The sequence below is a fragment of the Streptomyces sp. NPDC042336 genome, assembly GCF_055581985.1.
Window position 1 is genome coordinate 81,165 of record NZ_JBVJEA010000025.1, and the last position, 23,385, is coordinate 104,549.

Annotated in this window: 21 protein-coding genes; 13 read left to right on the forward strand and 8 right to left on the reverse strand. The window is 72.6% G+C overall.

Annotation, left to right across the window (positions count from 1 at the left end; genetic code table 11):
* Position 1: 1 nt before the first annotated feature.
* A complete protein-coding gene (locus ACZ6IM_RS35020; protein WP_469562376.1) occupies positions 2-1,495 on the reverse strand; it encodes a M1 family metallopeptidase in 1,494 nt (497 codons plus the stop codon).
* A gap of 173 nt (positions 1,496-1,668) precedes the next feature.
* On the opposite strand from ACZ6IM_RS35020, the gene ACZ6IM_RS35025 reads away from it, so the two are divergent.
* The 3 genes from ACZ6IM_RS35025 (at position 1,669) to ACZ6IM_RS35035 (ending at position 5,065) form a co-directional block, all read left to right on the forward strand.
* Entirely contained in the window at positions 1,669-1,953 is a 285-nt protein-coding gene (locus ACZ6IM_RS35025) for a hypothetical protein (RefSeq protein ID WP_469562379.1), read from the forward strand.
* Positions 1,950-3,248: a M14 family zinc carboxypeptidase gene (locus ACZ6IM_RS35030; protein ID WP_469562381.1), complete on the forward strand. Its 1,299-nt coding sequence runs from the start codon at positions 1,950-1,952 to the stop codon at positions 3,246-3,248. The genes ACZ6IM_RS35025 and ACZ6IM_RS35030 overlap by 4 nt, the downstream gene beginning before the upstream one ends.
* Before the next feature lie 80 nt (positions 3,249-3,328).
* Positions 3,329-5,065, forward strand: coding sequence for a BCCT family transporter (locus ACZ6IM_RS35035; RefSeq protein ID WP_052842248.1), 1,737 nt, complete (start codon positions 3,329-3,331; stop codon positions 5,063-5,065).
* Between the two features lie 33 nt (positions 5,066-5,098).
* On the opposite strand, the gene ACZ6IM_RS35040 is transcribed toward ACZ6IM_RS35035, so the two are convergent.
* On the reverse strand, positions 5,099-6,061 hold the full coding sequence (locus tag ACZ6IM_RS35040; protein WP_469562384.1) for an FAD-dependent oxidoreductase: 963 nt from the start codon (positions 6,059-6,061) through the stop codon (positions 5,099-5,101).
* A 66-nt stretch (positions 6,062-6,127) separates the two neighbouring features.
* On the opposite strand from ACZ6IM_RS35040, the gene ACZ6IM_RS35045 reads away from it, so the two are divergent.
* Both ACZ6IM_RS35045 and ACZ6IM_RS35050 read left to right on the forward strand, forming a co-directional pair.
* Positions 6,128-7,186: an oxidoreductase gene (locus ACZ6IM_RS35045; protein WP_469562386.1), complete on the forward strand. Its 1,059-nt coding sequence runs from the start codon at positions 6,128-6,130 to the stop codon at positions 7,184-7,186.
* A 36-nt stretch (positions 7,187-7,222) separates the two neighbouring features.
* Positions 7,223-8,869: an ABC-F family ATP-binding cassette domain-containing protein gene (locus ACZ6IM_RS35050; RefSeq protein ID WP_052842245.1), complete on the forward strand. Its 1,647-nt coding sequence runs from the start codon at positions 7,223-7,225 to the stop codon at positions 8,867-8,869.
* Between the two features lie 135 nt (positions 8,870-9,004).
* Here ACZ6IM_RS35050 and ACZ6IM_RS35055 read toward each other — a convergent pair whose 3' ends face one another.
* From ACZ6IM_RS35055 to ACZ6IM_RS35065, 3 genes are all read right to left on the reverse strand, one after another.
* Entirely contained in the window at positions 9,005-11,347 is a 2,343-nt protein-coding gene (locus tag ACZ6IM_RS35055; protein ID WP_469562390.1) for a Tex family protein, read from the reverse strand.
* A 112-nt stretch (positions 11,348-11,459) separates the two neighbouring features.
* Complete coding sequence (locus tag ACZ6IM_RS35060; protein WP_010042827.1) at positions 11,460-11,591, reverse strand: LPFR motif small protein; 132 nt, start codon at positions 11,589-11,591, stop codon at positions 11,460-11,462.
* Positions 11,592-11,698: 107 nt separating this feature from the next.
* Complete coding sequence (locus ACZ6IM_RS35065; RefSeq protein ID WP_052842243.1) at positions 11,699-12,568, reverse strand: SCO6745 family protein; 870 nt, start codon at positions 12,566-12,568, stop codon at positions 11,699-11,701.
* Positions 12,569-12,682: 114 nt separating this feature from the next.
* Here ACZ6IM_RS35065 and ACZ6IM_RS35070 point away from each other — a divergent pair, with 114 nt between their 5' ends.
* Together ACZ6IM_RS35070 and ACZ6IM_RS35075 are read left to right on the forward strand one after the other, a co-directional pair.
* Positions 12,683-13,663: a GlxA family transcriptional regulator gene (locus tag ACZ6IM_RS35070; protein WP_469562393.1), complete on the forward strand. Its 981-nt coding sequence runs from the start codon at positions 12,683-12,685 to the stop codon at positions 13,661-13,663.
* An 85-nt stretch (positions 13,664-13,748) separates the two neighbouring features.
* Entirely contained in the window at positions 13,749-14,384 is a 636-nt protein-coding gene (locus ACZ6IM_RS35075; protein WP_052842241.1) for a DJ-1/PfpI family protein, read from the forward strand.
* On the opposite strand, the gene ACZ6IM_RS35080 is transcribed toward ACZ6IM_RS35075, so the two are convergent.
* On the reverse strand, positions 14,371-15,126 hold the full coding sequence (locus ACZ6IM_RS35080; protein ID WP_052842240.1) for an enoyl-CoA hydratase/isomerase family protein: 756 nt from the start codon (positions 15,124-15,126) through the stop codon (positions 14,371-14,373). The two genes, ACZ6IM_RS35075 and ACZ6IM_RS35080, sit on opposite strands and share 14 nt — an antisense overlap.
* A 195-nt stretch (positions 15,127-15,321) precedes the next feature.
* Between ACZ6IM_RS35080 and ACZ6IM_RS35085 the strand changes: the two genes are divergently transcribed.
* Positions 15,322-15,774, forward strand: coding sequence for an ATP-binding protein (locus ACZ6IM_RS35085; protein WP_052842239.1), 453 nt, complete (start codon positions 15,322-15,324; stop codon positions 15,772-15,774).
* 45 nt (positions 15,775-15,819) lie between these two features.
* On the opposite strand, the gene idi is transcribed toward ACZ6IM_RS35085, so the two are convergent.
* Complete coding sequence (gene idi / locus ACZ6IM_RS35090; RefSeq protein WP_076977422.1) at positions 15,820-16,413, reverse strand: isopentenyl-diphosphate Delta-isomerase; 594 nt, start codon at positions 16,411-16,413, stop codon at positions 15,820-15,822.
* Between the two features lie 246 nt (positions 16,414-16,659).
* Positions 16,660-17,598 carry a cation diffusion facilitator family transporter gene (locus tag ACZ6IM_RS35095; protein WP_052842237.1) on the reverse strand — a complete coding sequence of 313 codons (939 nt, stop codon included), beginning with the start codon at positions 17,596-17,598 and terminating at the stop codon, positions 16,660-16,662.
* A 477-nt stretch (positions 17,599-18,075) separates the two neighbouring features.
* Here ACZ6IM_RS35095 and ACZ6IM_RS35100 point away from each other — a divergent pair, with 477 nt between their 5' ends.
* From ACZ6IM_RS35100 to ACZ6IM_RS35120, 5 genes are read left to right on the forward strand one after another with little or no spacing between them, the layout of a single operon-like run.
* On the forward strand, positions 18,076-19,932 hold the full coding sequence (locus tag ACZ6IM_RS35100) for a DUF5941 domain-containing protein (protein WP_052842236.1): 1,857 nt from the start codon (positions 18,076-18,078) through the stop codon (positions 19,930-19,932).
* On the forward strand, positions 19,929-20,681 hold the full coding sequence (locus ACZ6IM_RS35105) for a phosphocholine cytidylyltransferase family protein (RefSeq protein WP_030191093.1): 753 nt from the start codon (positions 19,929-19,931) through the stop codon (positions 20,679-20,681). The genes ACZ6IM_RS35100 and ACZ6IM_RS35105 overlap by 4 nt, the downstream gene beginning before the upstream one ends.
* Positions 20,669-21,730 carry an iron-containing alcohol dehydrogenase family protein gene (locus tag ACZ6IM_RS35110; protein ID WP_052842235.1) on the forward strand — a complete coding sequence of 354 codons (1,062 nt, stop codon included), beginning with the start codon at positions 20,669-20,671 and terminating at the stop codon, positions 21,728-21,730. The genes ACZ6IM_RS35105 and ACZ6IM_RS35110 overlap by 13 nt, the downstream gene beginning before the upstream one ends.
* The gene (locus tag ACZ6IM_RS35115) at positions 21,708-22,487 is read left to right on the forward strand and encodes a CDP-alcohol phosphatidyltransferase family protein (protein ID WP_469562401.1); all 780 of its coding nucleotides are present in this window, start codon (positions 21,708-21,710) and stop codon (positions 22,485-22,487) included. The genes ACZ6IM_RS35110 and ACZ6IM_RS35115 overlap by 23 nt, the downstream gene beginning before the upstream one ends.
* 8 nt (positions 22,488-22,495) lie before the next feature.
* The gene (locus tag ACZ6IM_RS35120; protein ID WP_052842233.1) at positions 22,496-23,368 is read left to right on the forward strand and encodes a glycosyltransferase family 2 protein; all 873 of its coding nucleotides are present in this window, start codon (positions 22,496-22,498) and stop codon (positions 23,366-23,368) included.
* Positions 23,369-23,385 lie beyond the last annotated feature (17 nt).

A 23,385-nucleotide genomic window follows, 5' to 3' on the forward strand; every position in this document is an offset into this window, starting at 1 on the left:
CTCAGTGCTCGTGCACGTCGTTCGTCGCGGCGATCTTCCGCCAGGAGCGGGGCTGCGCGGGCGCCTCGGAGTTCTTCGCGAGCGACTGCGCGCGCGCCGCCGGGGCGTCCGGCTTCGACGGCTGGAACAGCCAGGTGTCGAACAGGGCGGCCAGGGGCTTGCCGGACACCTCCTCGGCGTACCGCTGGAAGTCCGCGACGGACGCGTTGCCGTGGGCGTACTTCGCGGGCCACCCCTTCAGGACGGTGAAGAACGCCTCGTCCCCGATCTCGTTGCGCAGCACCTGCACGGCCAGCGCGCCCCGGTCGTAGACGGCGCCGTCGAACTGGTTCTCGGGGCCCGGGTCACCGGGCCGCACCGTCCAGAACGCGTCGTCGGCCGGGTGCGAGGCGTACGTGTAGTCGGCCAGTTCCTGTGCCGTGCCCTCGCCCTCGTGCTCGGACCACAGCCACTGGGCGTACCGCGCGAAGCCCTCGTTGATCCAGATGTCCTTCCAGCCGCGCACCGAGACCAGGTCGCCGTACCACTGGTGGGCCAGTTCGTGCACGACGACGGACACGTTCGACCCGTTCGCGAACTGCCGCGGGCTGTAGAACGGCCGGGTCTGCGTCTCCAGCGCGTACCCGGTGGTGGTGTTCGGCACGTAGCCGCCGAGCGCGTTGAACGGATACGGCCCGAAGTACTCGCTCAGCCAGTCGGCGACCTCCCCGGTCCGCTCCACGCTGGCCCGCGCCGCGCCGTCGTTCGCGCCCAGGTCCCTGCTGTAGGCGTTGACGACCGGGATGCCGCCCTCGGTGGTGCCGGTGGTGAGGTCGAACTTCCCGACCGCCAGCGTGGCGAGGTACGTGGCCTGCGGCCGGTCCGAGCGCCAGTTCCAGCGCGTCCAGCCGAGCCGTGAACTCGTCGACTGGAGAGTGCCGTTGGAGATCGCCTGGGTGCCGTCCGGCACCTGCACCGACACGTCGTAGGTGGCCTTGTCGAGCGGGTGGTCGTTGCTGGGGAACCACCACGCGGCGGCCTCGGGCTCGTTGGCGGCGACGCCGCCGTCCGGGGTGCGGTGCCAGCTGGTGAAGCCGTACGCCTCCTCGGAGGACGGCACACCGCTGTAGCGGACGACCACGGTGACGGGCGTGCCCTTGTCGAGCGGGTGCTTCGGCGTGATCTCCAGCTCCTGCTCGCCCGAGGTCCTGAACGACGCCTTGGCACCGTTCACCCGCACCTCGTCGACGTCCAGCAGGAAGTCCAGGTTGAACCGGGACAGGTCCGCGGTGGTGCGGGCCAGGATCGTCGCCGTTCCCTCCAGCCGGTCGGTGGCGGGCTGGTACTTGAGACGCAGGTCGTAGTGCGAGACGTCGTAGCCGCCGTTGCCGTAGGCCGGGTAGTAGGGGTCGCCGATGCCCGGAGCGCCGGGGGAGTGGGCAGCCGCCGACGCCGGGATCGCCAGCATGAGGGAGGCGGCGCCCAGTGCGCCCGGCACGATGAATCTGCGGTGCACGAAAGCTCCAAGTCGTAGAAGCACGAGTTCTGTTCGAGATCCTTCGAAGCCTATTCAGCCCCTGTGGACACCGTCATGTCCACGGCCACCCCTGTCACACGATCGCCATCCGGCCGTCATGAGCCACAACCGGCCCTCTTATGCGCGGGAGTCGGCCGATGTACCGTCCGCGCATGCCGATACGCATGCGCCTCACCCTCCGGAGACCGCTCGCGACGGCGGTCCCGGCCCACCCGTCCGCCCCGCGCGTCGACAAGGGCCCCGTCGGCCCGTGCGCCGACACGCCGACGGCCACCTCGGGCCTCTTCCGCACGTCGGCCCGCGTACCGTTCGCCGGCGGCACCGCCGCGTTCACCAGGGCCACCGCCGGTACGCGGACCACCGCCCCGGCACCCGCGCCGCACCCCGGCGCGAGCACGCCGCACCCCACGCACCGCGTCCCGAAGGGAGGCCGATGAACCGCCTGCGCACCCTCACCGCGACCACCGCGGCCCTCGCCGCGTCCCTCCTGGTCCCGTCCCTCCTCACCGCACCCGCCCACGCCGACGGCCCCGCGCCCCACCCGCCCCGCACCGGTTTCGAACGGACGCACGGCGCCCGCTGGACCACCCAGCCGGAGGAACAGGCCCTCCTGGCCGCCGCCGACCGGGCGAGCGGCCGGGTCACCCTCGACCGCATCGGCACCACGAAGCAGAACCGTCCGCTCCAGCTCGTGACCATCGGCAATCCCTTCGCCGCCGGCAAGGTGCTCCTCGTGTGCAGCCAGCACGGCGACGAACCCTCCGGCCGCGAGGCCTGCCTGACCACCGTGCGGGACCTCGCGTACGCCACCGACCGCGCGACCCGGCGCTTCCTGGACCGCACCGCCGTGCTGGTCGTGCCCACCGCCAACCCCGACGGCCGGGCCGCCGACACCCGCGGCAACGGCGACGGCGTCGACGTCAACCGCGACCACCTGGCCCTGGCGACGGCGGAGGCCAGCGCCCTGGCCGCCGTCGTCCGCGACGAGCGCCCCGACGTCATCTACGACCTGCACGAGTACGGTGCCACGCCCCCGTACTACGACAAGGACCTCTTCGACCTCTGGCCGCGCAACCTCAACACCCGTACGCCGGTCCACGACGAGGCCCGCACCCTGTCCGGCGCGTACGTCCGCCCCGCCGCCGAGCGCGCCGGGTACTCGACGGGCACGTACGGCATCTGGACCGACCCGGAAACCGGCGACCCCGTCAAACAGACCGCCGGCGACGGCCAGGAACGCATCCTGCGCAACATGTCCGGCGTGAAGCACGCGGTCGGCCTGCTCATCGAGAGCCGTGTCGACGCCCTCACGGACGCCGAGCGCGCGGACCCGGCCCTCAACCACCGGCGCCGGGTGGACTCCCAGCTCGCCGCCCTGGACGGCATGTTCCGCTTCGCGGACGTACGGCGTGGACGCGTCGAGGCGGCCACGGACGCCGCCCGCCGGGCCGGACTGGCCGATTCCGGACCCGTGTACCTGGGCGGCGCGGACAACGACCCGGCCGAGGACTCCGAGGTGGTCCAGGACCCGCCCTGCGGCTACCGGCTGACCCCCGCCCAGTACCGGGACGTCGCGGACGAACTCGCCCTGCACGGTGTACGGGCGCTCCCGACCGGGGAGAAGGGCGCCTATGTACCGCTGCGCCAGTCACAGCGTGCCCTGGTGCCGCTGCTCCTGGACGAGCGCGCCGCGTACCACCTGACGGTGGGCGAACCGGACGCCCACTGTTGAGGAGGTGAGTTCCGCGTCTTACGTGGTAGGGGCGTAGCGGTGGAGTATTTTCGGCCTGATCGACTGGAAAGGTGCCGCCCGTGACGCAGGACCGACCAAGCGACGAGGAAGAGCACGAAAGAGGAGCGCTGCCGGGTTCGGAAGCGGGCCTGCCGGGGCGGGAGCACAAGCCTCGGACCGACCGCGTCGTCTTCGGCGTCACGGCGGTCCTGACCCTGGCGTTCGTCGTCTGGGGCGCCGCCGCCACCGACTCGCTGGAGGACGTCTCCAGCAGCATGCTCGGCGGCCTGCTGCACAACGGCGGCTGGGCGTTCACGCTGGCCGCGTCCGGTTTCGTGGTCTTCGCCCTCTGGCTGGCGGCCAGCCGCTACGGCCGCATCCACCTGGGCGCCGAGGGCGAGGAACCCGAGTTCAAGACCGTGTCCTGGGTCGCCATGATGTTCAGCGCGGGCATGGGCATCGGTCTGATGTTCTACGGCGTGAGCGAGCCGCTGGCGCACTACAGCACGCCCCCGCCCGGCACCAGCCCGGCCGACTCCGGTGACCGCATGGCCACGGCCATGGCCACCACCCTCTTCCACTGGACGCTCCACCCGTGGGCGATCTACGCCGTGGTCGGCCTCGGCATCGCCTACAGCACCTTCCGCAGGCGCCGCAGGCAGACCATAAGCGCGGTGTTCACCCCGCTCATCGGCGAGAAGCACGCCAACGGCGCCCCCGGCCGGGTCATCGACATCCTGGCCATCATCGCGACGATCTTCGGCTCCGCGGCCTCGCTCGGCCTCGGCGCGCTGCAGATCGGTTCCGGCATGGAGAAGCTCGACTGGATGGACAAGGTCAGCACCGGACTGCTCGTCGGCATCATCGCGGTGCTGACGGTGGCGTTCGTGGCCTCCGCGATCTCCGGCGTCGAGAAGGGCATCCAGTGGCTGTCCAACACCAACATGGTGCTGGCGCTGCTGCTCGCCGTCTTCGTGTTCATCGCGGGCCCGACCATCCTCATCCTCGACCTGCTGCCGACCTCCGTCTTCGCCTACCTCGGCGACCTGCCCCAGATGGCCGGCCGGACCGAGATCAGCGGCGGCAAGGGGGTCGCGGACTGGCTGGGCAGCTGGACCGTCTTCTACTGGGCGTGGTGGATCTCCTGGACGCCCTTCGTCGGCATGTTCATCGCCCGCATCAGCCGGGGCCGGACGATCCGTCAGTTCATCGGCGGCGTCATCCTGGTGCCCAGCACGGTCAGCCTGGTCTGGTTCGCGATCTTCGGCGGCTCGGCGATGCGGCTGCAGGAGCAGAACCGGCTGGGTGACGACACGACCCCGGAGGGCCAGCTCTTCGGCGTGCTGCAGGAGTACCCCATCGCCACCGCCACCAGCCTGCTGGTGATGATCCTCGTCGGCATCTTCTTCGTCTCGGGCGCCGACGCGGCCTCCATCGTGATGGGCACCCTCTCGCAGAAGGGCGCCCTGGAGCCCAGCCGCTGGGTGGTGGTCGTCTGGGGCGTGGTGACCGGCGCGGTCGCGGCCATCATGCTGCTGATCGGCAGCGGAGAGGCGGACGCGCTCACCGGTCTGCAGAACCTCACGATCCTCGCGGCGGCGCCCTTCGTCATCGTGATGATCTTCATGTGCGTCGCCCTCATGCGCGACCTGCGCCGCGACCCGCTCATGGTGCGCGGCGAGATGGCCTCCGAAGCCGTCGAACTGGCCGTCATCGAGGGGCACAAGCAGTACGAGGGCGACTTCGAGATCCGCATCGGCCCCGGCCCCGGCACGGACGTGGAGGGCGACCCGATCGGCAAGCACCACAAGGACTGACCCCCGAGGGCCCGGCCGCCCGGAACACCGGCGTCAGGAGGCGAGCCGGGCCGCCTCCTGAGCGCAGCCCCAGGCCACGGTGACGCCCGCGCCGCCGTGGCCGTAGTTGTGCACCAGCCGCCGCCCGTCCGGCAGCGCCTCGCGCTCCAGCCGGACCGCGTCCCGGGCCGGCCGCAGCCCCACCAGATGCGCCAGCACCCGCGCCCCGGCGATCTCGGGACGCAGGGCCGCGCACCGCCGCACGATGGCCTCCGCGACCGCCGGGTCCGGCTCGGTCGACCAGGCGTCCTCCTCGGCCGTCCCGCCCAGCAGGAGCCGCCCCGGCTGGGGAAGGAAGTACGTCGTCTCCTCCGAGGCCGCGTCGGCCGAGACCAGCCAGGTGTGGATGCCGGGGTTCTCCACGACGACCAGTTGCCCGCGCACCGGCCGCACCGCCGGGTCCGGCACCAGCTCCCGGGCGCCCAGGCCGGTGCAGTTGACCACGACCGGCGCGTCCGCCTCGGCCAGATCGCTCACCGCGCGGTCCTCGACCGTGCCGCCCGCGGCCACCAGCCGCTCCCGCAGCCACGGCAGATGAGTCGACATGTCGATGAGGGGCAGCCGTGCCCACAACCCCGTCCCGGCGTACTCGGCGGCGCTCGCCGCACGCAGTCCCGGCAGCCGGGCCGCGGCCCACCCGCCCACCTCGTCCAGGCCGGTCTCGCCGAGCACCCCTTCGAGCATGCGTACGCCGGTCTGCCCGGGCCGGGCCGCCAGCTCCTCGTACACGTCCAGGGAACGCAGCGCCCAGGCCTGCGCCAGCGCGACCGGCTCGATCCGGTACGGCCACCACAGTCCGCCCGCGACCACCGAGGTGGTCCGCTCCGCGGGCTCCCGCGTCCACAGCCGGACCCGCCTGCCCCGCTCGGCGAGGACGACGGCCGTCGTCAGCCCGATGACCCCGCCGCCGACCACGACGACGTCGTCATCCTGTTCGTCAACCAGTTCGGTCTCCACACCAGGACGTTAACCGAACGCCCGACGCCGTGCTCCAAGCGGCCCCGGCGCGGGAATACTCACCGCATGGCTGCCGAGTACGCGACCTTCGGTCTGGCCCCGGCGACGCGCGCCGGCGGGGTCCACACCGACGGCGACTTCCAGGTCCACCGCGACTTCATGGACTTCGTCGTCGACGGACGCCCCCTCCTGTTCCGCCTCTGTGACCTGGACGCGGTCTCCCCGCTGGCCTCCGACGTACCGCCCGCCATCTTCACCGCACAGGTCCGCGGCCTGCTGCTGGAGACCGACGCGCCCCTGCCCGGCGGCCGGTACGTCATCTACGGCTGTCCCGAGTGCGCGGACCTGGCCTGCGGCGCGGTGACCGCCGTGATCCTGCGGGACGGCGACGACTTCGTCTGGCGGGACTTCGCCTGGCAGACCGGTGATCACGCCGATCTGGAGCTGAACGGCTACCACGGCATCGGCCCCTACCGCTTCTCCGGCGCCGAGTACCGCGCGGCCCTCGCCACCCTGCTCGACGGCGGAGCCCCGCACCCCCGCCGCAGGGTCCTGCTCATCGGCGCCCGCGTCGCCCTGCTCGCCCGGCTCGCCGCCGCGCTGCGCACCATCGGCATCGGCGCCGACATCACCGAGGACGCCCGTGACGTACCGGCCGAGGAACTGCGCACCTACGGCGCCGTCGCCTTCGGCCGCGCGGTCACCGAGGAGCAGCGCATCCGCGTGCGCCGCGCCTTCGCGGACGCCGGCGCGGACGTGACCCACGTCGACGGCCTGGCCCCGATCGTCCCGGTGCTCGTCGCCCAGATCGAACACGCCCTGGAGCGAGGCCCGGCCGAACGCCGCCGCCTGAGCCGGCTGACGGCGGACGGCGCCGCCGCGGACGTCGAGGTGACCTCGCCCTGCCGGGTACGCCTCACCGCGTACCGACTCGACCGCATCCACCGCACCCACGTCCACGAGGTCCACGACGGCGTACTCGAACCCGGCGGCCACCGCGTCGCCCTGGACGCGGGTGCGGTGAAGGGGGAGGCCTACGTGGTGGCGCGGACCCCGGGAAGCGTGCTGGTGACGGCGGTGACGCGGGGCGGGCCGGGCGGACCGGCAGCGGGGAAACCGGGCTGAGCGGGCGCGGGGAGCGCCGTTAGGATCGACGGTCTGATGACTGCCACCCTCGTCGCCAAGAACCTCGCCGCCGGCCACGGCGACCGCTCCCTGTTCACCGGGCTCGACCTCGTCGTCGCACCCGGTGACGTCATCGGTCTCGTCGGGTCCAACGGCGCGGGCAAGTCCACCCTCCTGCGGATGCTCGCCGGGCTGACCACACCGGAGGAGGGGGAGCTGCGCCTGTCGCCGCCCACCGCCACCGTCGGCCACCTCCCGCAGGAGCCGGAGCGCCGCCCCGGCGAGAGCGTGCGGGAGTTTTTGGCCCGCCGCACCGGCGTCACCGAGGCCCAGCGCGCCATGGACGAGGCCACCCAGGCCCTGGTCGACGGCGCCCCCGGAGCCGACGACGCGTACGCGAGCGCCCTGGAGCGCTGGCTGGCCCTGGGCGGCGCCGACCTCGACGACCGCGCGGAGGAAACCGCCGGCGCGCTGGGCCTGACCGTCGACCTGGACCAGCCGATGACCTCGCTGTCCGGCGGCCAGGCGGCACGCGCCGGCCTCGCCTCCCTCCTCCTCTCCCGCTACGACGTCTTCCTCCTCGACGAGCCGACCAACGACCTGGACCTGGACGGTCTGGAGCGCCTGGAACGCTTCGTGACCGGCCTGCGGGCCGGCACCGTCGTCGTCAGCCACGACCGCGAGTTCCTCACCCGCACCGTCACCAAGGTCCTCGAACTCGACCTCGCCCAGCGGCAGATCAACCTCTTCGGCGGCGGCTACGAGGCGTACCTGGAGGAGCGCGAGGTGGCGCGTCGGCACGCCCGCGACGAGTACGAGGAGTACGCCGACAAGCGGGCCTCCCTCCAGGACCGGGCCCAGACACAGCGCGCCTGGATGGACAAGGGCGTCAAGAACGCCCGGCGCAAGGCGGGCAACGACAATGACAAGATCGGCCGCAAGTTCCGCAGCGAGGCCAGCGAGAAGCAGGCCGCCAAGGCCCGCCAGACCCAGCGCATGATCGAACGCCTGGAGGTCGTCGAGGAACCGCGCAAGGAATGGGACCTGCGCATGGAGATCGCCTCGGCGCCCCGCTCGGGCGCCGTCGTCGCCACCCTGCGCGACGCCGAGGTCCGGCGCGGCGACTTCGTGCTCGGCCCGGTCTCCCTCCAGATCGACTGGGCGGACCGGGTGGCGGTGACGGGAGCCAACGGCGCGGGCAAGTCCACGCTCCTAGGCGCCCTCCTCGGCCGGGTCCCGCTCGACGCCGGGCACGCGGCGCTCGGCTCCGGTGTCCTGCTGGGCGAGGTCGACCAGGCCCGCGAGCTGTTCCACGGGCCCGAGATCCTGCTCGACGCCTTCCGCTCCGCCGTCCCGGACATGGAACCGGCGGAGATCCGCACCCTGCTGGCCAAGTTCTCCCTCAAGGCCGACCACGTCGTCCGCCCGGCGTCGACCCTCTCACCCGGCGAACGCACCAGGGCCGCCCTCGCCCTCCTCCAGGGCCGGGGCGTCAACCTCCTGGTCCTGGACGAGCCGACCAACCACCTCGACCTACCGGCCATCGAACAGCTCGAATCGGCCCTGGACGCCTACGAAGGCACCCTTGTCCTGATCACCCACGACCGCCGCATGCTCAACGCGGTGAGAGTGACCCGCCGCCTGGAGGTAACGAACGGCAAGGTAGTGGAGGCGACCGCATAGCTGCGGGCAGTCGTGCCGCTGGGGCGGCGCGGGCGGGCGGTGGGGGTACCTCCCGCTCGAGCGGAGCCGAGAGCGGGGGAGGCACCCCGCAACGCCGGGCTGCGTGCCCACCCGCCCCAGCCACGACCCCGACCGCTAGGCCAACCCGGCCCGGCGCAACGCGTCCGCCATCGCCCCGTTGGAAGGCGCGGGCGCCGACGACGGCCGCCCCTTCCCCCCGCCGCCGGAGGCACTGCGCTGCTGCCGCTGGCGAGGGGGCCTCCCCTCACGCTCCTTCTTCGGCTCACCCTGCGGAGCCGCTTCGTCGTCCAACCGCAGCGTCAACGAGATCCGCTTCCGCGGAATGTCGACGTCCATCACCTTCACCTTCACGATGTCCCCGGGCTTCACCACGTCCCGCGGGTCCTTCACGAACGTCCTGGACATCGCCGACACGTGCACGAGCCCGTCCTGATGCACACCGACGTCCACGAAGGCCCCGAACGCGGCCACGTTCGTGACGACCCCTTCCAGCACCATCCCGGACGACAGGTCGGAGATCTTCTCCACGCCCTCCTTGAAGGTGGCCGTCTTGAACGCGGGCCGCGGGTCGCGCCCCGGCTTCTCCAGCTCCCGCAGAATGTCCGTGACCGTCGGCAGACCGAACGTCTCGTCCACGAACTGCTCCGGCCTCAGCGACCGCAGCACCGAGGTGTTGCCGATCAGCCCGGTCACCTCCTGCCCCGCGGTCTTCACCATCCGCCGCACCACGGGGTACGCCTCGGGGTGCACGCTGGACGCGTCCAGCGGGTCGTCGCCGCCGCGGATCCGCAGGAAGCCCGCGCACTGCTCGTACGCCTTGGGGCCGAGCCGTGACACCTTCTTCAGCGCGGTCCGCGACGTGAACGGTCCGTTCGCGTCGCGGTGCGCCACGATGTTCTCGGCGAGCCCCGAGGTGATGCCGGACACCCGGGCGAGCAGGGGTGCGGAGGCCGTGTTGACGTCCACCCCCACGCCGTTCACACAGTCCTCGACCACCGCGTCCAGTGAGCGCGACAGCTTCACCTCGGACAGGTCGTGCTGGTACTGGCCGACGCCGATCGACTTCGGGTCGATCTTCACCAGCTCGGCCAGCGGGTCCTGCAGCCGCCGGGCGATCGACACCGCGCCGCGCAGTGAGACGTCCATGTCCGGCAGTTCCTGGGAGGCGAAGGCGGATGCCGAGTACACGGAGGCGCCCGCCTCGGACACCATCACCTTGGTGAGCTTCAACTCCGGGTGCTTGGCGATGAGTTCCCCGGCGAGTTTGTCGGTCTCGCGGGAGGCCGTGCCGTTGCCGATGGCGATCAGGTCGACCGTGTGCTCCTTCGCCAGCCGCGCGAGCCTGGCGATCGCCTCGTCCCAGCGGTTGGCGGGGACGTGCGGGTGGATCACGTCCGTGGCCACGACCTTGCCGGTGGCGTCCACCACGGCGACCTTCACGCCGGTGCGGAAACCGGGGTCGAGGCCGAGCGTCGCGCGGGTGCCCGCCGGGGCGGCCAGCAGCAGGTCACGCAGGTTGGCGGCGAACACGTCGACCGCCTCGTCCTCCGCGGCGGTGCGCAGGCGCAGCCTGAGGTCGATGCCGAGGTGCACCAGGATGCGGGTGCGCCAGGCCCAGCGGACGGTGTCCACCAGCCACTTGTCGGCGGGCCTGCCCCGGTCGGCGATCCCGAACCGGCTCGCGACGATCGCCTCGTACGACGACGGGCCCTCGGTGGGCTCCTCGGGCTCCAGGACGAGGTCGAGCACGTCCTCCTTCTCGCCGCGCAGCATCGCGAGGACGCGGTGCGAGGGCAGCTCGGTGAACGGCTCGGCGAAGTCGAAGTAGTCGGCGAACTTGGCGCCGGCCTCCTCCTTGCCCTCCTTGACCTTGGCGGTGAGCCGCCCGCGCGTCCACATCCGCTCGCGCAGCTCGCCGATCAGGTCGGCGTCCTCGGAGAACTTCTCCGTGAGGATGGAGCGCGCCCCGTCCAGAGCGGCCTGCGGATCGGCCACGCCCTTGCCGGCGTCGACGAACGCGGAAGCCGCGGCCAGAGGGTCCACCGACGCGTCCGCGAGCAGGCTCTCGGCCAGCGGCTCCAGCCCCGCCTCGCGCGCGATCTGCGCCTTGGTCCGCCGCTTCGGCTTGAACGGCAGGTAGATGTCCTCCAGGCGCGCTTTGGTCTCCGCCGCGCGGATGCGCGCCTGAAGCTCCTCCGTGAGCTTGCCCTGCTCGCGCACCGAGTCGAGGATCGCCGTGCGCCGCTCCTCCAGCTCCCGCAGATAGCGCAGCCGTTCCTCGAGTGTGCGCAGCTGCGCGTCGTCGAGCATCTCGGTCGCTTCCTTGCGGTAGCGGGCGATGAAGGGCACCGTCGAGCCGCCGTCGAGGAGCTCGACCGCGGCCTTCACCTGCCGCTCCCGTACGCCGAGCTCGTCGGCGATCCTGCTTTCGATGGACCCTACGTCGGGTGTCGTCACGATCCCGTACCGCCTTCTCACTGAGGTTGCGCGGCAATTGTGGCAGGTGACACCGACAATCGGGGATCAGGGCGCAGTCCGGGCCGGTCGCGACCGACGAGCGGGGCCCGGATCAGACCCTGCGGCTCCGGGTGGAGGACGAGGCCCCGCCGAAGAGCCGGGCCAGGGCCCGGAAGGGAAGCGTCACCACGGTGGCGATCGCTCCACCGATCTGGCGCAGAACGTCTGCGATGGCACGGAACACGTGTAGCCCCTTTCGTTTCCCGGCCGCCTCGGCCGGGAGACCTACGGGTACCTCGGTCGCGGCTTCGCATGCCTGTCCGTACACTCCGTCCGAGCCCGCGCGTGTCGTCAGCGCTTGGCGAGCAGATCCGCCGGGAAGGCGCCCGCGCCGAGCGCCTTGCGCGCGAAGGCCGTCCCGAGTTCCGTCAGGCGCGCCACGCCCTCTGCTCCCAGGTGCGCGTAGGGGGCCGCGTCCAGGCGGTCCGTCTCGCGTTCGATCCCCTCCCGCAGGGCCGTGCCCTCCTCGGTCAGTCCGCCGGTCGCGTCGGTCAGCCCGCGCTCACGCAGCCGGGCGACGGCCGCGTCCCATTCCTGCTGGTTCCAGCCCCGGGTGCCGAAGACCCACCTCGGTGCCAGTCCCTTGCCCGTCGCGGTGTGCGTGACCAGCGCCTCCAGGCCGTCCAGGCCCGCGGTCATGAGCGCGGCGAGGTGACCGTCGCCGCGGTGCTCGCGCAGCAGGGTCGCGGCGTGCCAGAACGCCAGGTGCGGCGCGTCGGGCACGGGCAGGTCCGCGTGGGCCGAGTAGAGCGGGCGGGCGCTGCGCGTACAGCCCTCGGCGGCGCGCAGGGCCAGCTCGGCCGCCTCCGCCATCTCGGCCGACGTCACGGCCTCCTCGCCCAGCAGACGGCGCAGCGTCGCGTCGACGGCGCGCACGCGTGCCGCCAGCGCCTGCTCCGGCGTGACCTTCTCCCACACCGCGGGCACGTGCCGGGCGACGAGATCGTGCTTGTAGTTGTAGAACGCCGCGGTCACGGCACCGGCGCCCACCGGTCCCAGCGCGGCGGCGCGCACCGCGAAGTTGACGGCCGGGGCGTCGGTGACCCCGAGGGCGCCCAGTTCCCGGCCCAGGTCGGGCGAGAAGTAGTGCGTGGAGTGCAGCGAGTTGAGCGCGTTGTGGCAGCGGCGGCCCGCGCGGTCGTCGATGGCGGCAGTTGTCATGCCACGCACGTTACCAACCGCTCAGTACGTACTCCGGGTCCGCGGGACGCATGGCAGGAAAGGAGGGGTCCTCGTCATTGCAGCCGTACGACGGCGGGGCGAAGAATCGACGGCATGGCGCAGCGCACCGGCCGCACCGGCCGCACCGTTCTGGTCCTCCTCTTCGACGACGTCCAGAGCCTCGATGTCACCGGCCCCGTGGAGGTCTTCGCGGGCGCCGAGACGCACACCCCCGGCACGTACTGCATCCGCACGGCGTCGCTGGACGGGGCTCCCGTGCGCACCTCCAGCGGTCTGACCGTCGTACCGGACCAGGCGCTCACCGGCGACCTGCCGGAGCCGGACACCCTGGTCGTCCCCGGCGGCCGGGGCTCTCGGAACCCCGACCCGCGCCTGATCGACTGGCTGCGCGAGCACGGTCCCGGCGCCCGACGCCTGGTCTCCGTGTGCACCGGGGCGATCCTGCTGGCCCGGGCGGGTCTGCTGGACGGCCGCCGCGCCACCACCCACTGGGCCTACAGCGGCCGACTCGGCCGCGACCACCCGGCCGTGGACGTCGATCCCGACCCCATCTACATCCGGGACGGGAACGTGGCCACCTCCGCCGGCGTCACCTCCGGCATCGACCTCGCGCTCGCGCTGGTGGAGGAGGACCTGGGCCGGGACGTCGCCCTGACCGTCGCGCGGCACCTGGTGGTGTTCCTGCGCAGGCCCGGGAACCAGGCCCAGTTCAGCGCGCAGCTCGCCGCCCAGACCGCGCGCCGCGAGCCGCTGCGGCAGCTCCAGCACTGGATCACCGAGCACCCCGGCGCCGATCTGAGCGTCGAGTCCCTCGCCGCCCGCGCCAGTCTCTCGCCGCGCCACTTCGCCCGCGCCTTCCAGGCCGAGACCGGCATGACGCCCGGGCGGTACGTCGACCGGGTCCGCCTGGAACACGCCCGCCGGCTCCTCGAGGACACCGGCGACGGCGTCGAGGAGGTCTCCCGCGCCAGCGGCTACGGCACGCCGGAGGCCATGCGCCGCGCCTTCGTCAAGGCCCTCGGCACCCCACCGGCGGAGTACCGCCGCCGGTTCCGGCCCGCACCGGTCTCCTGACGCGCCGAGCCACCGGCCCGCCGCACGACCCGACCGCGCGGCAGAACCGCACGACCGGACCGCCACGAACCGAAAGAGGCAGCACGTGCAGACAGCCATCGTTCTCTTCGACCGCTTCACCGCCCTCGACGCCGTGGGCCCGTACGAGGTCATGAGCCGCATCCCGGGCGCCGAGACCGTCTTCGTCGCCGAGCGGACCGGCCCGGTGCGCAACGACACGGGGAGCCTGGCGCTCACCGCCGACCGGACCCTCGCGGACCTGACCGAGCCGGATGTCGTCGTCGTGCCGGGCGGTCCCGGCCAGGACGCGCAGATGGACAACGAGACCCTGCTGGACTGGCTCCGCGCCGCCGACGCCACCAGCACCTGGACCACCTCGGTCTGCTCGGGCTCGCTGCTGCTCGCCGCCGCGGGCCTGCTGAGCGGCCGCCGCGCCACCTCGCACTGGCTGGCCCTGGACCTCCTGAAGCAGTACGGCGCCGAGCCGACCGGGGATCGGGTCGTCACCGACGGGAAGTACGTCACCGCGGCCGGTGTCTCCTCCGGCATCGACATGGGCCTCACCCTGGTCGGCCGGATCGCCGGCGACGAGCATGCCCAGGCGGTGCAGCTGCTGACCGAGTACGACCCGCAGCCGCCGTACGACGCGGGTTCCCCCCAGAAGGCGCCCGCCGGTCTCGTCGAGGAGTTCCGCACCAGGAACCGCTTCACCCTGACGTAGGACCGCTCCAGCCGAAACGCGGCTGCCTGCGCTCCAGGAAGGCGGCGACCCCCTCCGCGGTGTCGCCGCTGCGGCGCGCCTGCGCGGCCCAGTGGGCGTCCCGGTCCGTGCGCCCGTTCGCGAACTCCTTCGCCGCGGCCTGCGTCAGCAGCGAGCGGGACGCCAGCACCCGGGTGAACTCCGCCACCCGCTTGCCCAGTTCGCCCTCCGGCAGCACCTCGTCCACCAGACCGGTGCGCAGCGCCCGTGCGGCGTCGATCAACTCCCCGCTGAACAGCAGATACTTCGCGGTGGCGGGCCCCGTCAACGCCACCAGCCGCCGGGTGGCGGACGCCGGATACACGACCCCCAGCTTGGCCGGGGTCACGCCGAACAGCGCCGTCTCCTCGGCGAACCGCAGGTCGCACGCCGCCGCCAGCTGCGCCCCGCCGCCCACGCAGTGGCCCCGGATCGCGGCGAGCGTCGGCTTGGGGAAGGCGGCGAGGGCCTCCTCGGCCCGTACCGCCAGCCCCTGCGCCTCCTCGGCGGACTCGCGCAGGGTCGAGATGTCGGCCCCGGCGCAGAAGGTCGCGCCCTCACCGGTGAGCACCAGCGCCCGCACCCCGGGATCGGCGGCCAGGTCGTCGAGGACGCGGGGCAGGTCCCGCCACATCCCGGCCGTCATGGCGTTGCGCTTGGCCGGGTGGTGGACGACGACGGTGGCGACCGAGTCGGCGACCCGGTGCAGCAGCTGCGGCTCCATGGACCGGATGCTATCCACCGGCCCTTCGGCCGCGAGCGGCCGGGCAGGCGGGACAGGAACGGTCCCGTGTCATGCCTCAACGATCAGAAATCGCTCGATACATGCTGACTTGTGTTCAGTGCTCCGGGGCGGCGCTGTGCGTTACCAACACTCATGGGTGTGGTGACAATCGAGCCCAGGGGTGGCGACCGGACCATGGACGAGACCGGGCCCGCCGGGCCGCTGCCGTACGAAGGTGTCTGGCGGTTCACCGCCCCCGCCGTGGACGCCTCGGTGCCGCAGGCCCGGCACGCCGTGCGCGACCTGCTGACGCGCCAGGGTGTGCCGGTCTCGGACGACGTGACCCAGGCCCTGCTGCTGATCGTCTCGGAACTGGTCACGAACGCGGTCCGGCACGCGGCGGTGCTCTCGCCGGTGCTCGCCGTGGAGGTCGCCGTCGGACCCGAGTGGGTGCGGGTGGCCGTGGAGGACGACCACCCCTACCGTCCGACCGCCCTGGAGACGGACCACGGGCGCACCGGCGGGCGCGGCCTGCTCCTGGTCCGTGAGGTCACCCGGGAGGCGGGCGGCGCCTGCGACGTCGCCCACACCGGGAGCGGCGGCAAGGTGATCTGGGCCGCCCTGCCGCTCAAGCACGCCCTGCGCTAGGGGGTGTCGTGCGGATCAGGCAGGCTCCGCACGACACCCCCCAGGTCACCAGCCCGCGGACGGGCCCGTCAGCTCGCGGACGGCCGGCCGGGCCGCGTCCAGCACCGTCATGAACCACGCCGAGAAGGTGTCCCGCGCGTGCCGCTCGGTCAGCTCCGCCGGGGACACGAAGGCCGTACCCGCCACTTCCTCCGGGTCCGGGCGCGGCTCGGCCTGCACCAGGCCGACGAAGAGGTGGTTGTACTCCTGCTCGACCAGCCCGGAGGCCGGGTCCGGGTGGTTGTAGCGCACCGTGCCCGCCTCGGCGAGCAGGGAGGGCGACACCCCCAGCTCCTCGTACGTCCGCCTGGCCGCCGCGGCGAACGGCGCCTCGCCCGGGTAGGGGTGGCCGCAGCAGGTGTTCGACCACACGCCGGGGGAGTGGTACTTGCCCAGGGCCCGCTGCTGGATCAGCAGCCGCCCCCGCTCGTCGAAGAGGAACACGGAGAAGGCGCGGTGCAGCCGCCCCGGCGGCTGGTGCGCGGAGAGCTTCTCCGCGGTGCCGATCGTGACGCCGTTCTCGTCGACCAGTTCCAGCAAAATCGCGTCTGCGGTGCCGTTCGACGAGCTGGGCGTCGCGGTGGCAGGAGTGATCGGCATACCCATCCTTCACATCGGTCCTCGCGCCCCAAGTGTGCCGTACGAATCCGGCACTCTCGGCACTTCTCGGCACACCCGCATGTCCCGCGTGCCCGTGCCGGCACCGGGGGGCGGCCGGTCGGACACCGAGCAGGGGCCCGATGAGTGATCGTTCCCGGGGCCGCGTCCCGGGAACCTTCCGGTGGGCGATCGGGGGTGCGTGCCGGTGCGTACGCGCCCCCGTCGTCCGCCGTGGCGCCCCCCTGCTCAGCGGCAGAGCCGGGCCTCGTGCTGCGCGTGACCGCTGGGCTCCAGCTGGAACGTGCAGTGCTCGACGTCGAAGTGGTCGCCCAGGCAGCCCTGCAGCTCGTGCAGCATCTTCTCGTGGCCGATCGCGTTCAGCGCGTCGCCGTCCACCACCACGTGCGCCGACAGCACGGGCATGCCCGAGGTGATGGTCCAGGCGTGCAGGTCGTGCACGTCCTCGACCCCGTCGAGGGCCAGGATGTGGGCGCGCACCTCGGCGATGTCCACGCCCTTGGGAGCCGCCTCCAGGAGCACGTCCAGGGTCTCGCGCAGCAGGCGCAAGGTGCGCGGCACGATCATCAGGCCGATGACCAGCGACGCGATCGGGTCGGCCGGCTGCCAGCCCGTGCCCAGGATCACCAGCGCCGAGACGATCACCGCCAGGGAGCCCAGCGCGTCCGCGGCCACCTCCAGGAAGGCGCCCCGCACGTTCAGGCTCTCCTTCTGGCCGCGCATCAGCAGCGACAGCGACACCATGTTCGCCACCAGGCCGATCGCGCCGAAGACGACCGTCGGACCGCCCGCGGTGTCGGCCGGCGTGACGAACCGGTCGATCGCCTCGTACAGGACGTAGCCGCCGACCCCGAGCAGCAGCAGACAGTTGGCGAGGGCGGCGAGGATCTCGGCGCGGGCGTAGCCGAAGGTGCGCCGGTCGCTCGGCGGGCGGCTCGCGAAGTGGACGGCCAGCAGGGCCATGCCGAGCCCCAGGGCGTCCGTCGCCATGTGCGCGGCGTCGGCGATCAGCGCGAGCGAGTCGGCGACCAGCCCGCCGACGATCTCGACGACCATGACGGTGAGGGTGATCGCCAGCGCCACCCGCAGCCTGCCCCGGTAGGCGGCCGTCGCCGTCCCGCCGGCGTGCCCCCCGTGCGCGTGTCCGTGATCGTGCCCAGCCCCCATGAGAAAGCCGCCTCCCTGTGCGTACCGGCGTCCGGTGCCCCGGCGCCCGGATGACAGTCAACTACGGGTAGGGGGTATCGGGCAACGCGGCACTGAACACCGTTGTCATCTGCCCTGACCTGCGAAAACGTTCCGCAGGTCAGGGCGCCGGGAGGCAATCGGAGCCGCAGCCTCCGCCACGCGGCGCACCCGGTCGCCGAGGACCGCCCTGACCCTGTGCGAACAACCGTCGACACTGTGCGATGTCCGCGATGCCCGGTCTGGGAGCGCGGTTTGTGGGGCGGGCCCCGCATCCACGATGATGATCGCGGCAAAGGCGGGAGCAAGCGGCGTGGACCGACCGTCAAACGGGCGGTGAACACGGCGTTCCCGGCATCCGATAACCTCTGCCGACATGCCGCCCGGGTGCCCCAGGCACGGGCGCTCCACCATGCACAGGCCCGGCGTCCACGCGCCGGCACCAGGGAGTGAGTTCGGTTGCCGACCGCCATCCTCACCGGTCAGCCGGTCCCCGGTTCGTCGATCGAGAGCGAGCTGCGGTCCCTGGGGTTCGACGTGCACCTCGCCCTTGGCGCCGCCGACACCGAGACCCTCCTGGCCCGGGCCCCGGGCGAGGAGCGGGTCGCCGTGGTCGACGCCCGCTTCGTGGGCCACCCGCACGCCCTGCGCCTCGGCCTCACCGACCCCCGATTCCCGCTCGCCGCGATCCCGGGCGCCGTGACCGCCCAGCCCGCCGCCCGCCAGGCGCTGACCCGCGCGATGGCCCGGGAGAACTCCGCCGGCGGCGGCACCGCGCATGGGGGTGCCCCCGCGCGAGCGAAGCCGAGCGTGGCGGAGGTGGACAGCCTCGCCGACCGGATCACCGCCGCCCTCGACGCCGACGGCGCCGACGTGCACCGCCCCGAGCTGGGCAGCCTCGTCGCCGCCGTGCCCGCCGACCCGCAGGCCCGCAACGAGGCACGGCAGGCCGTCGCCGCCGTCGACGACGAGGCCGTACGCCTGAAGTCGGCGGTCAAGGCCCGCGACGGCTTCGTCACCACCTTCCTCATCAGCCCCTACTCCCGCTACATCGCCCGCTGGTGCGCGCGGCGCGGGCTGACACCCAACCAGGTCACCACCGCCTCGCTGATCACCGCGCTGATAGCGGCGGGCTGCGCCGCCACCGGCACCCGGGCCGGCTTCGTCGCCGCCGGCGTGCTGCTCATCGCCTCCTTCGTCCTCGACTGCACCGACGGACAGCTCGCCCGCTACTCCCTGCAGTACTCCACCCTCGGCGCCTGGCTCGACGCCACCTTCGACCGCGCCAAGGAGTACGCCTACTACGCGGGCCTCGCGCTCGGAGCCGCCCGCGGCGGCCATGACGACGTATGGGCCCTCGCGCTCGGCGCCATGGTCCTGCAGACCTGCCGGCACGTCGTCGACTTCTCCTTCAACGAGGCCAACCACGACGCCGCCGCCAACACCAGCCCCACCGCCGCCCTCTCCGACAAGCTCGACAGCGTCGGCTGGACGGTCTGGGTGCGCCGCATGATCGTGCTGCCGATCGGTGAACGCTGGGCCATGATCGCCGTCCTGACCGCGCTCACCACGCCCCGGATCACCTTCTACGCCCTGCTGATCGGCTGCGCGTTCGCCGCGACGTACACCACGGCGGGCCGCGTGCTGCGCTCGCTGACCCGCAAGGCCACCCGCACCGACCGGGCGGCGAAGGCGCTGGCCGACCTCGCCGACTCGGGACCGCTCGCCGAGGCCGCCGCCCGGGGCCTGCGCGGCGCCGCCCGCCGGCTGCCCGCGGTCACCGCCCCCGCCGTCGCCCTCCTCGGCGGGGCGGCCGTCGTCGCCACCGCCGCCCTCACCGACTTCGGCGGCCCCTGGCCGCTCGTCGCCGCGATCGTCTACGTGCTGACCTCGGCCCTCGCCGTCGCCCGCCCGCTGAAGGGCGCCCTCGACTGGCTGGTCCCGCCGTTCTTCCGGGCCGCCGAGTACCTCACCGTCCTGGTACTGGCCGCGAAAGCCGACGTGAACGGGGCCCTTCCGGCGGCATTCGGGCTGGTGGCCGCGGTCGCCTACCATCACTACGACACGGTCTACCGCATCCGTGGCGACGCGGGCGCGCCGCCGCAGTGGCTGGTGCGGACGATCGGCGGGCACGAGGGCCGCACGCTGGTGATCTGCGTGCTGGCCGTGCTGCTCACCGCCACACAGTTCAAGGTCGCGCTCACGGTCCTCGCCGTGGCCGTGGCACTCGTGGTGCTCGTCGAGAGCATCCGCTTCTGGGTCGCCGCCCACAAGGTCGGCGCACCCGCCGTACACGACGAAGGAGAACCCGCATGATCGGCCTCGTGCTGGCGGCCGGCGCCGGCCGGCGTCTGCGTCCCTACACCGACACCCTGCCCAAGGCACTGGTGCCGGTCGGCCCCGAGGGGGCGGAGGACAGCATCACGGTGCTGGACCTGACCCTGGCGAACTTCGCCGAGGTCGGCCTGACCGAGGTCGGGATCATCGTCGGCTACCGCAAGGAGGCCGTGTACGACCGCAAGGAGGAGCTGGAGCGCAAGTACGGCGTCAAGCTCACCCTCATCGACAACGACAAGGCCGAGGAGTGGAACAACGCCTACTCCCTGTGGTGCGGCCGTGACGCCCTCAAGGACGGCGTGATCCTCGCCAACGGCGACACCGTCCACCCGGTCTCCGTCGAGAAGACCCTGCTCGCCGCCCGCGGCGACGGCAAGAAGATCATCCTCGCCCTCGATACGGTGAAGAACCTCGCCGAGGAGGAGATGAAGGTCGTCGTCGACCCCGACAAGGGCGTCCAGCGCATCACCAAGCTGATGGACCCGGCCGAGGCGACCGGCGAGTACATCGGCGTCACCCTCATCGAGGGTGAGGCCGCCGCCGACCTGGCCGACGCGCTGAAGGCCACCTTCGAGCGCGACCCGCAGCTGTACTACGAGGACGGCTACCAGGAGCTCGTCAACCGCGGCTTCAAGGTCGACGTGGCGCCGATCGGCGACGTCAAGTGGGTCGAGATCGACAACCACGACGACCTCGCCAAGGGCAGGGAGATCGCGTGCCAGTACTGACGAGGCTCATCCCGTCGCCGGTCGTCGTGGACATCCGCGCGGGTGCCCTCGACGACCTGGGGTGTGTGCTCGCCGACGAGCGCATCTCCCACTCGGGCAAGCTCGCCGTCGCCGTCAGCGGTGGCTCCGGCGCCCGGCTGCGTGAGCGCGTCGCCCCCTCGCTGCCCGGCGCCGACTGGTTCGAGGTCGGCGGCGGCACCCTGGACGACGCGATCAAGCTGGCCGGCGCCATGAAGGGCGGCCACTACGACGCGGTCGTCGGCCTCGGCGGCGGCAAGATCATCGACTGCGCCAAGTTCGCGGCGGCGCGCATCGGCCTCCCGCTGGTCGCCGTGCCGACCAACCTCGCGCACGACGGTCTGTGCTCCCCGGTCGCCACCCTCGACAACGACGCGGGCCGCGGCTCCTACGGTGTGCCGAACCCCATCGCCGTCGTCATCGACCTGGACGTCATCCGCGCGGCCCCGGCCCGCTTCGTGCGCGCCGGCATCGGCGACGCCGTCTCCAACGTCTCCGCGATCGCGGACTGGGAGCTGGCCAACCGGGTCAAGGGCGAGAAGATCGACGGCCTGGCCGCCGCGATGGCCCGTCAGGCCGGTGAGGCCGTGCTCCGGCACCCCGGCGGCATCGGTGACAACGAGTTCCTCCAGGTGCTGGCCGAGGCGCTGGTGCTCAGCGGCATCGCCATGTCGGTCTCCGGCGACTCGCGGCCGTCCTCGGGCGCCTGCCACGAGATCAACCACGCCTTCGACCTGCTCTTCCCCGAGCGCGCGGCCGCCCACGGCGAGCAGTGCGGCCTGGGCGCGGCCTTCGCGATGTACCTGCGCGGGGCCCACGAGGAGTCCGCCCACATGGCCGGGGTCCTGCGGCGGCACGGGCTGCCGGTGCTGCCCGAGGAGATCGGGTTCACCCCCGAGGAGTTCTTCCGGGCCGTGGAGTTCGCCCCCCAGACGCGGCCCGGCCGTTACACGATCCTCGAGCACCTCGACCTGAAAACCGACCAGATCAAGGACCTGTACGCCGACTATGTCAAGGCCATCGGTAGCTGAACTACGCCCGGTCGTCCATCCCGCGGGGGTCAAGGACCGGCGCAGCGGTGAGCACTGGGCGGGACGCCTCTACATGCGTGAGGTCTCGCTGCGGATCGACCGCTACCTGGTGAACACCAGGATCACGCCCAACCAGCTCACGTACCTGATGACCGTCTGCGGCGTGCTCGCGGCCCCGGCGCTGCTGGTGCCGGGCGTCTGGGGCGCCGTGCTCGGCGTGGTCGCGGTCCAGCTGTACCTGCTGCTGGACTGCGTCGACGGCGAGATCGCCCGCTGGCGGAAGCAGTACTCGCTCGGTGGCGTCTACCTCGACCGGGTCGGCGCCTACCTGACCGACGCCGCCGTCCTGGTCGGCCTCGGCCTGCGCGCCGCCGACCTGTGGGGCACCGGACGCATCGACTGGCTGTGGGCGTTCCTCGGCACCCTGGCCGCCCTCGGCGCCATCCTGATCAAGGCCGAGACCGACCTGGTGGGCGTCGCCCGGCACCAGAACGGGATGCCCCCGGTCAAGGAGGCCGCCTCCGAGATCCGCTCCTCCGGCATGGCGCTGGCCCGCCGGGCCGCCGGGGCGCTCAAGTTCCACCGGCTGATCCTCGGCATCGAGGCGTCCCTGCTGATCCTGGTCCTCGCCATCGTCGACCAGGCGCGCGGCGACCTGTTCTTCACCCGCCTCGGCACCGCCGTGCTCGCCGGCATCGCCCTGTTGCAGACCCTGCTGCACCTGGTGTCCATCCTCGCCTCCAGCAGGCTGAAGTGAGCGCGCCCATGAAGGTCGGCGCCGTCGTCATCACGATGGGCAACCGCCCCGAGGAACTGCGCGCCCTGCTCGACTCGGTCGCCCGGCAGGACGGCGACCCGGTCGAGGTGGTGGTGGTCGGCAACGGCTCTCCGGTGCCGGAGGTGCCGGACGGCGTGCGCACCGTCGAGCTGCCCGAGAACCTGGGCATCCCCGGCGGCCGCAACGTCGGCATCGAGGCCTTCGGACCGGGCGGCAGCGACGTCGACATCCTGCTCTTCCTCGACGACGACGGCCTGCTCGCCCGCACCGACACCGCCGAGCTGTGCCGCGAGGCCTTCGCGGCCGACGACGATCTGGGCATCATCAGCTTCCGCATCGCCGACCCGGACACCGGCGAGACCCAGCGCCGGCACGTCCCGCGGCTGCGCGCCTCCGACCCGATGCGCTCCTCCCGGGTCACCACCTTCCTCGGCGGCGCCAACGCGGTGCGCACCCGCGTCCTCACCCAGGTCGGCGGGCTGCCGGACGCGTTCTTCTACGCCCACGAGGAGACCGACCTGGCCTGGCGGGCCCTCGACGCGGGCTGGATGATCGACTACCGGTCCGACATGGTGCTGAACCACCCCACGACCGCGCCCTCCCGGCACGCCGTCTACCACCGCATGGTCGCCCGCAACCGCGTCTGGCTCGCCCGCCGCAACCTCCCCGCGCTGCTGGTCCCGGTCTACCTCGGCGTCTGGATGCTGCTCACCCTGCTGCGCCGGCCGTCGCGACCTGCCCTGAAGGCCTGGTTCGGCGGCTTCCGCGAGGGCTGGGCCACCCCGTGCGGTCCCCGCCGGCCCATGCGGTGGCGTACGGTGTGGCGCCTGACCCGGCTGGGCCGCCCCCCGGTGATCTGACAAGCTCGTACCCGAGA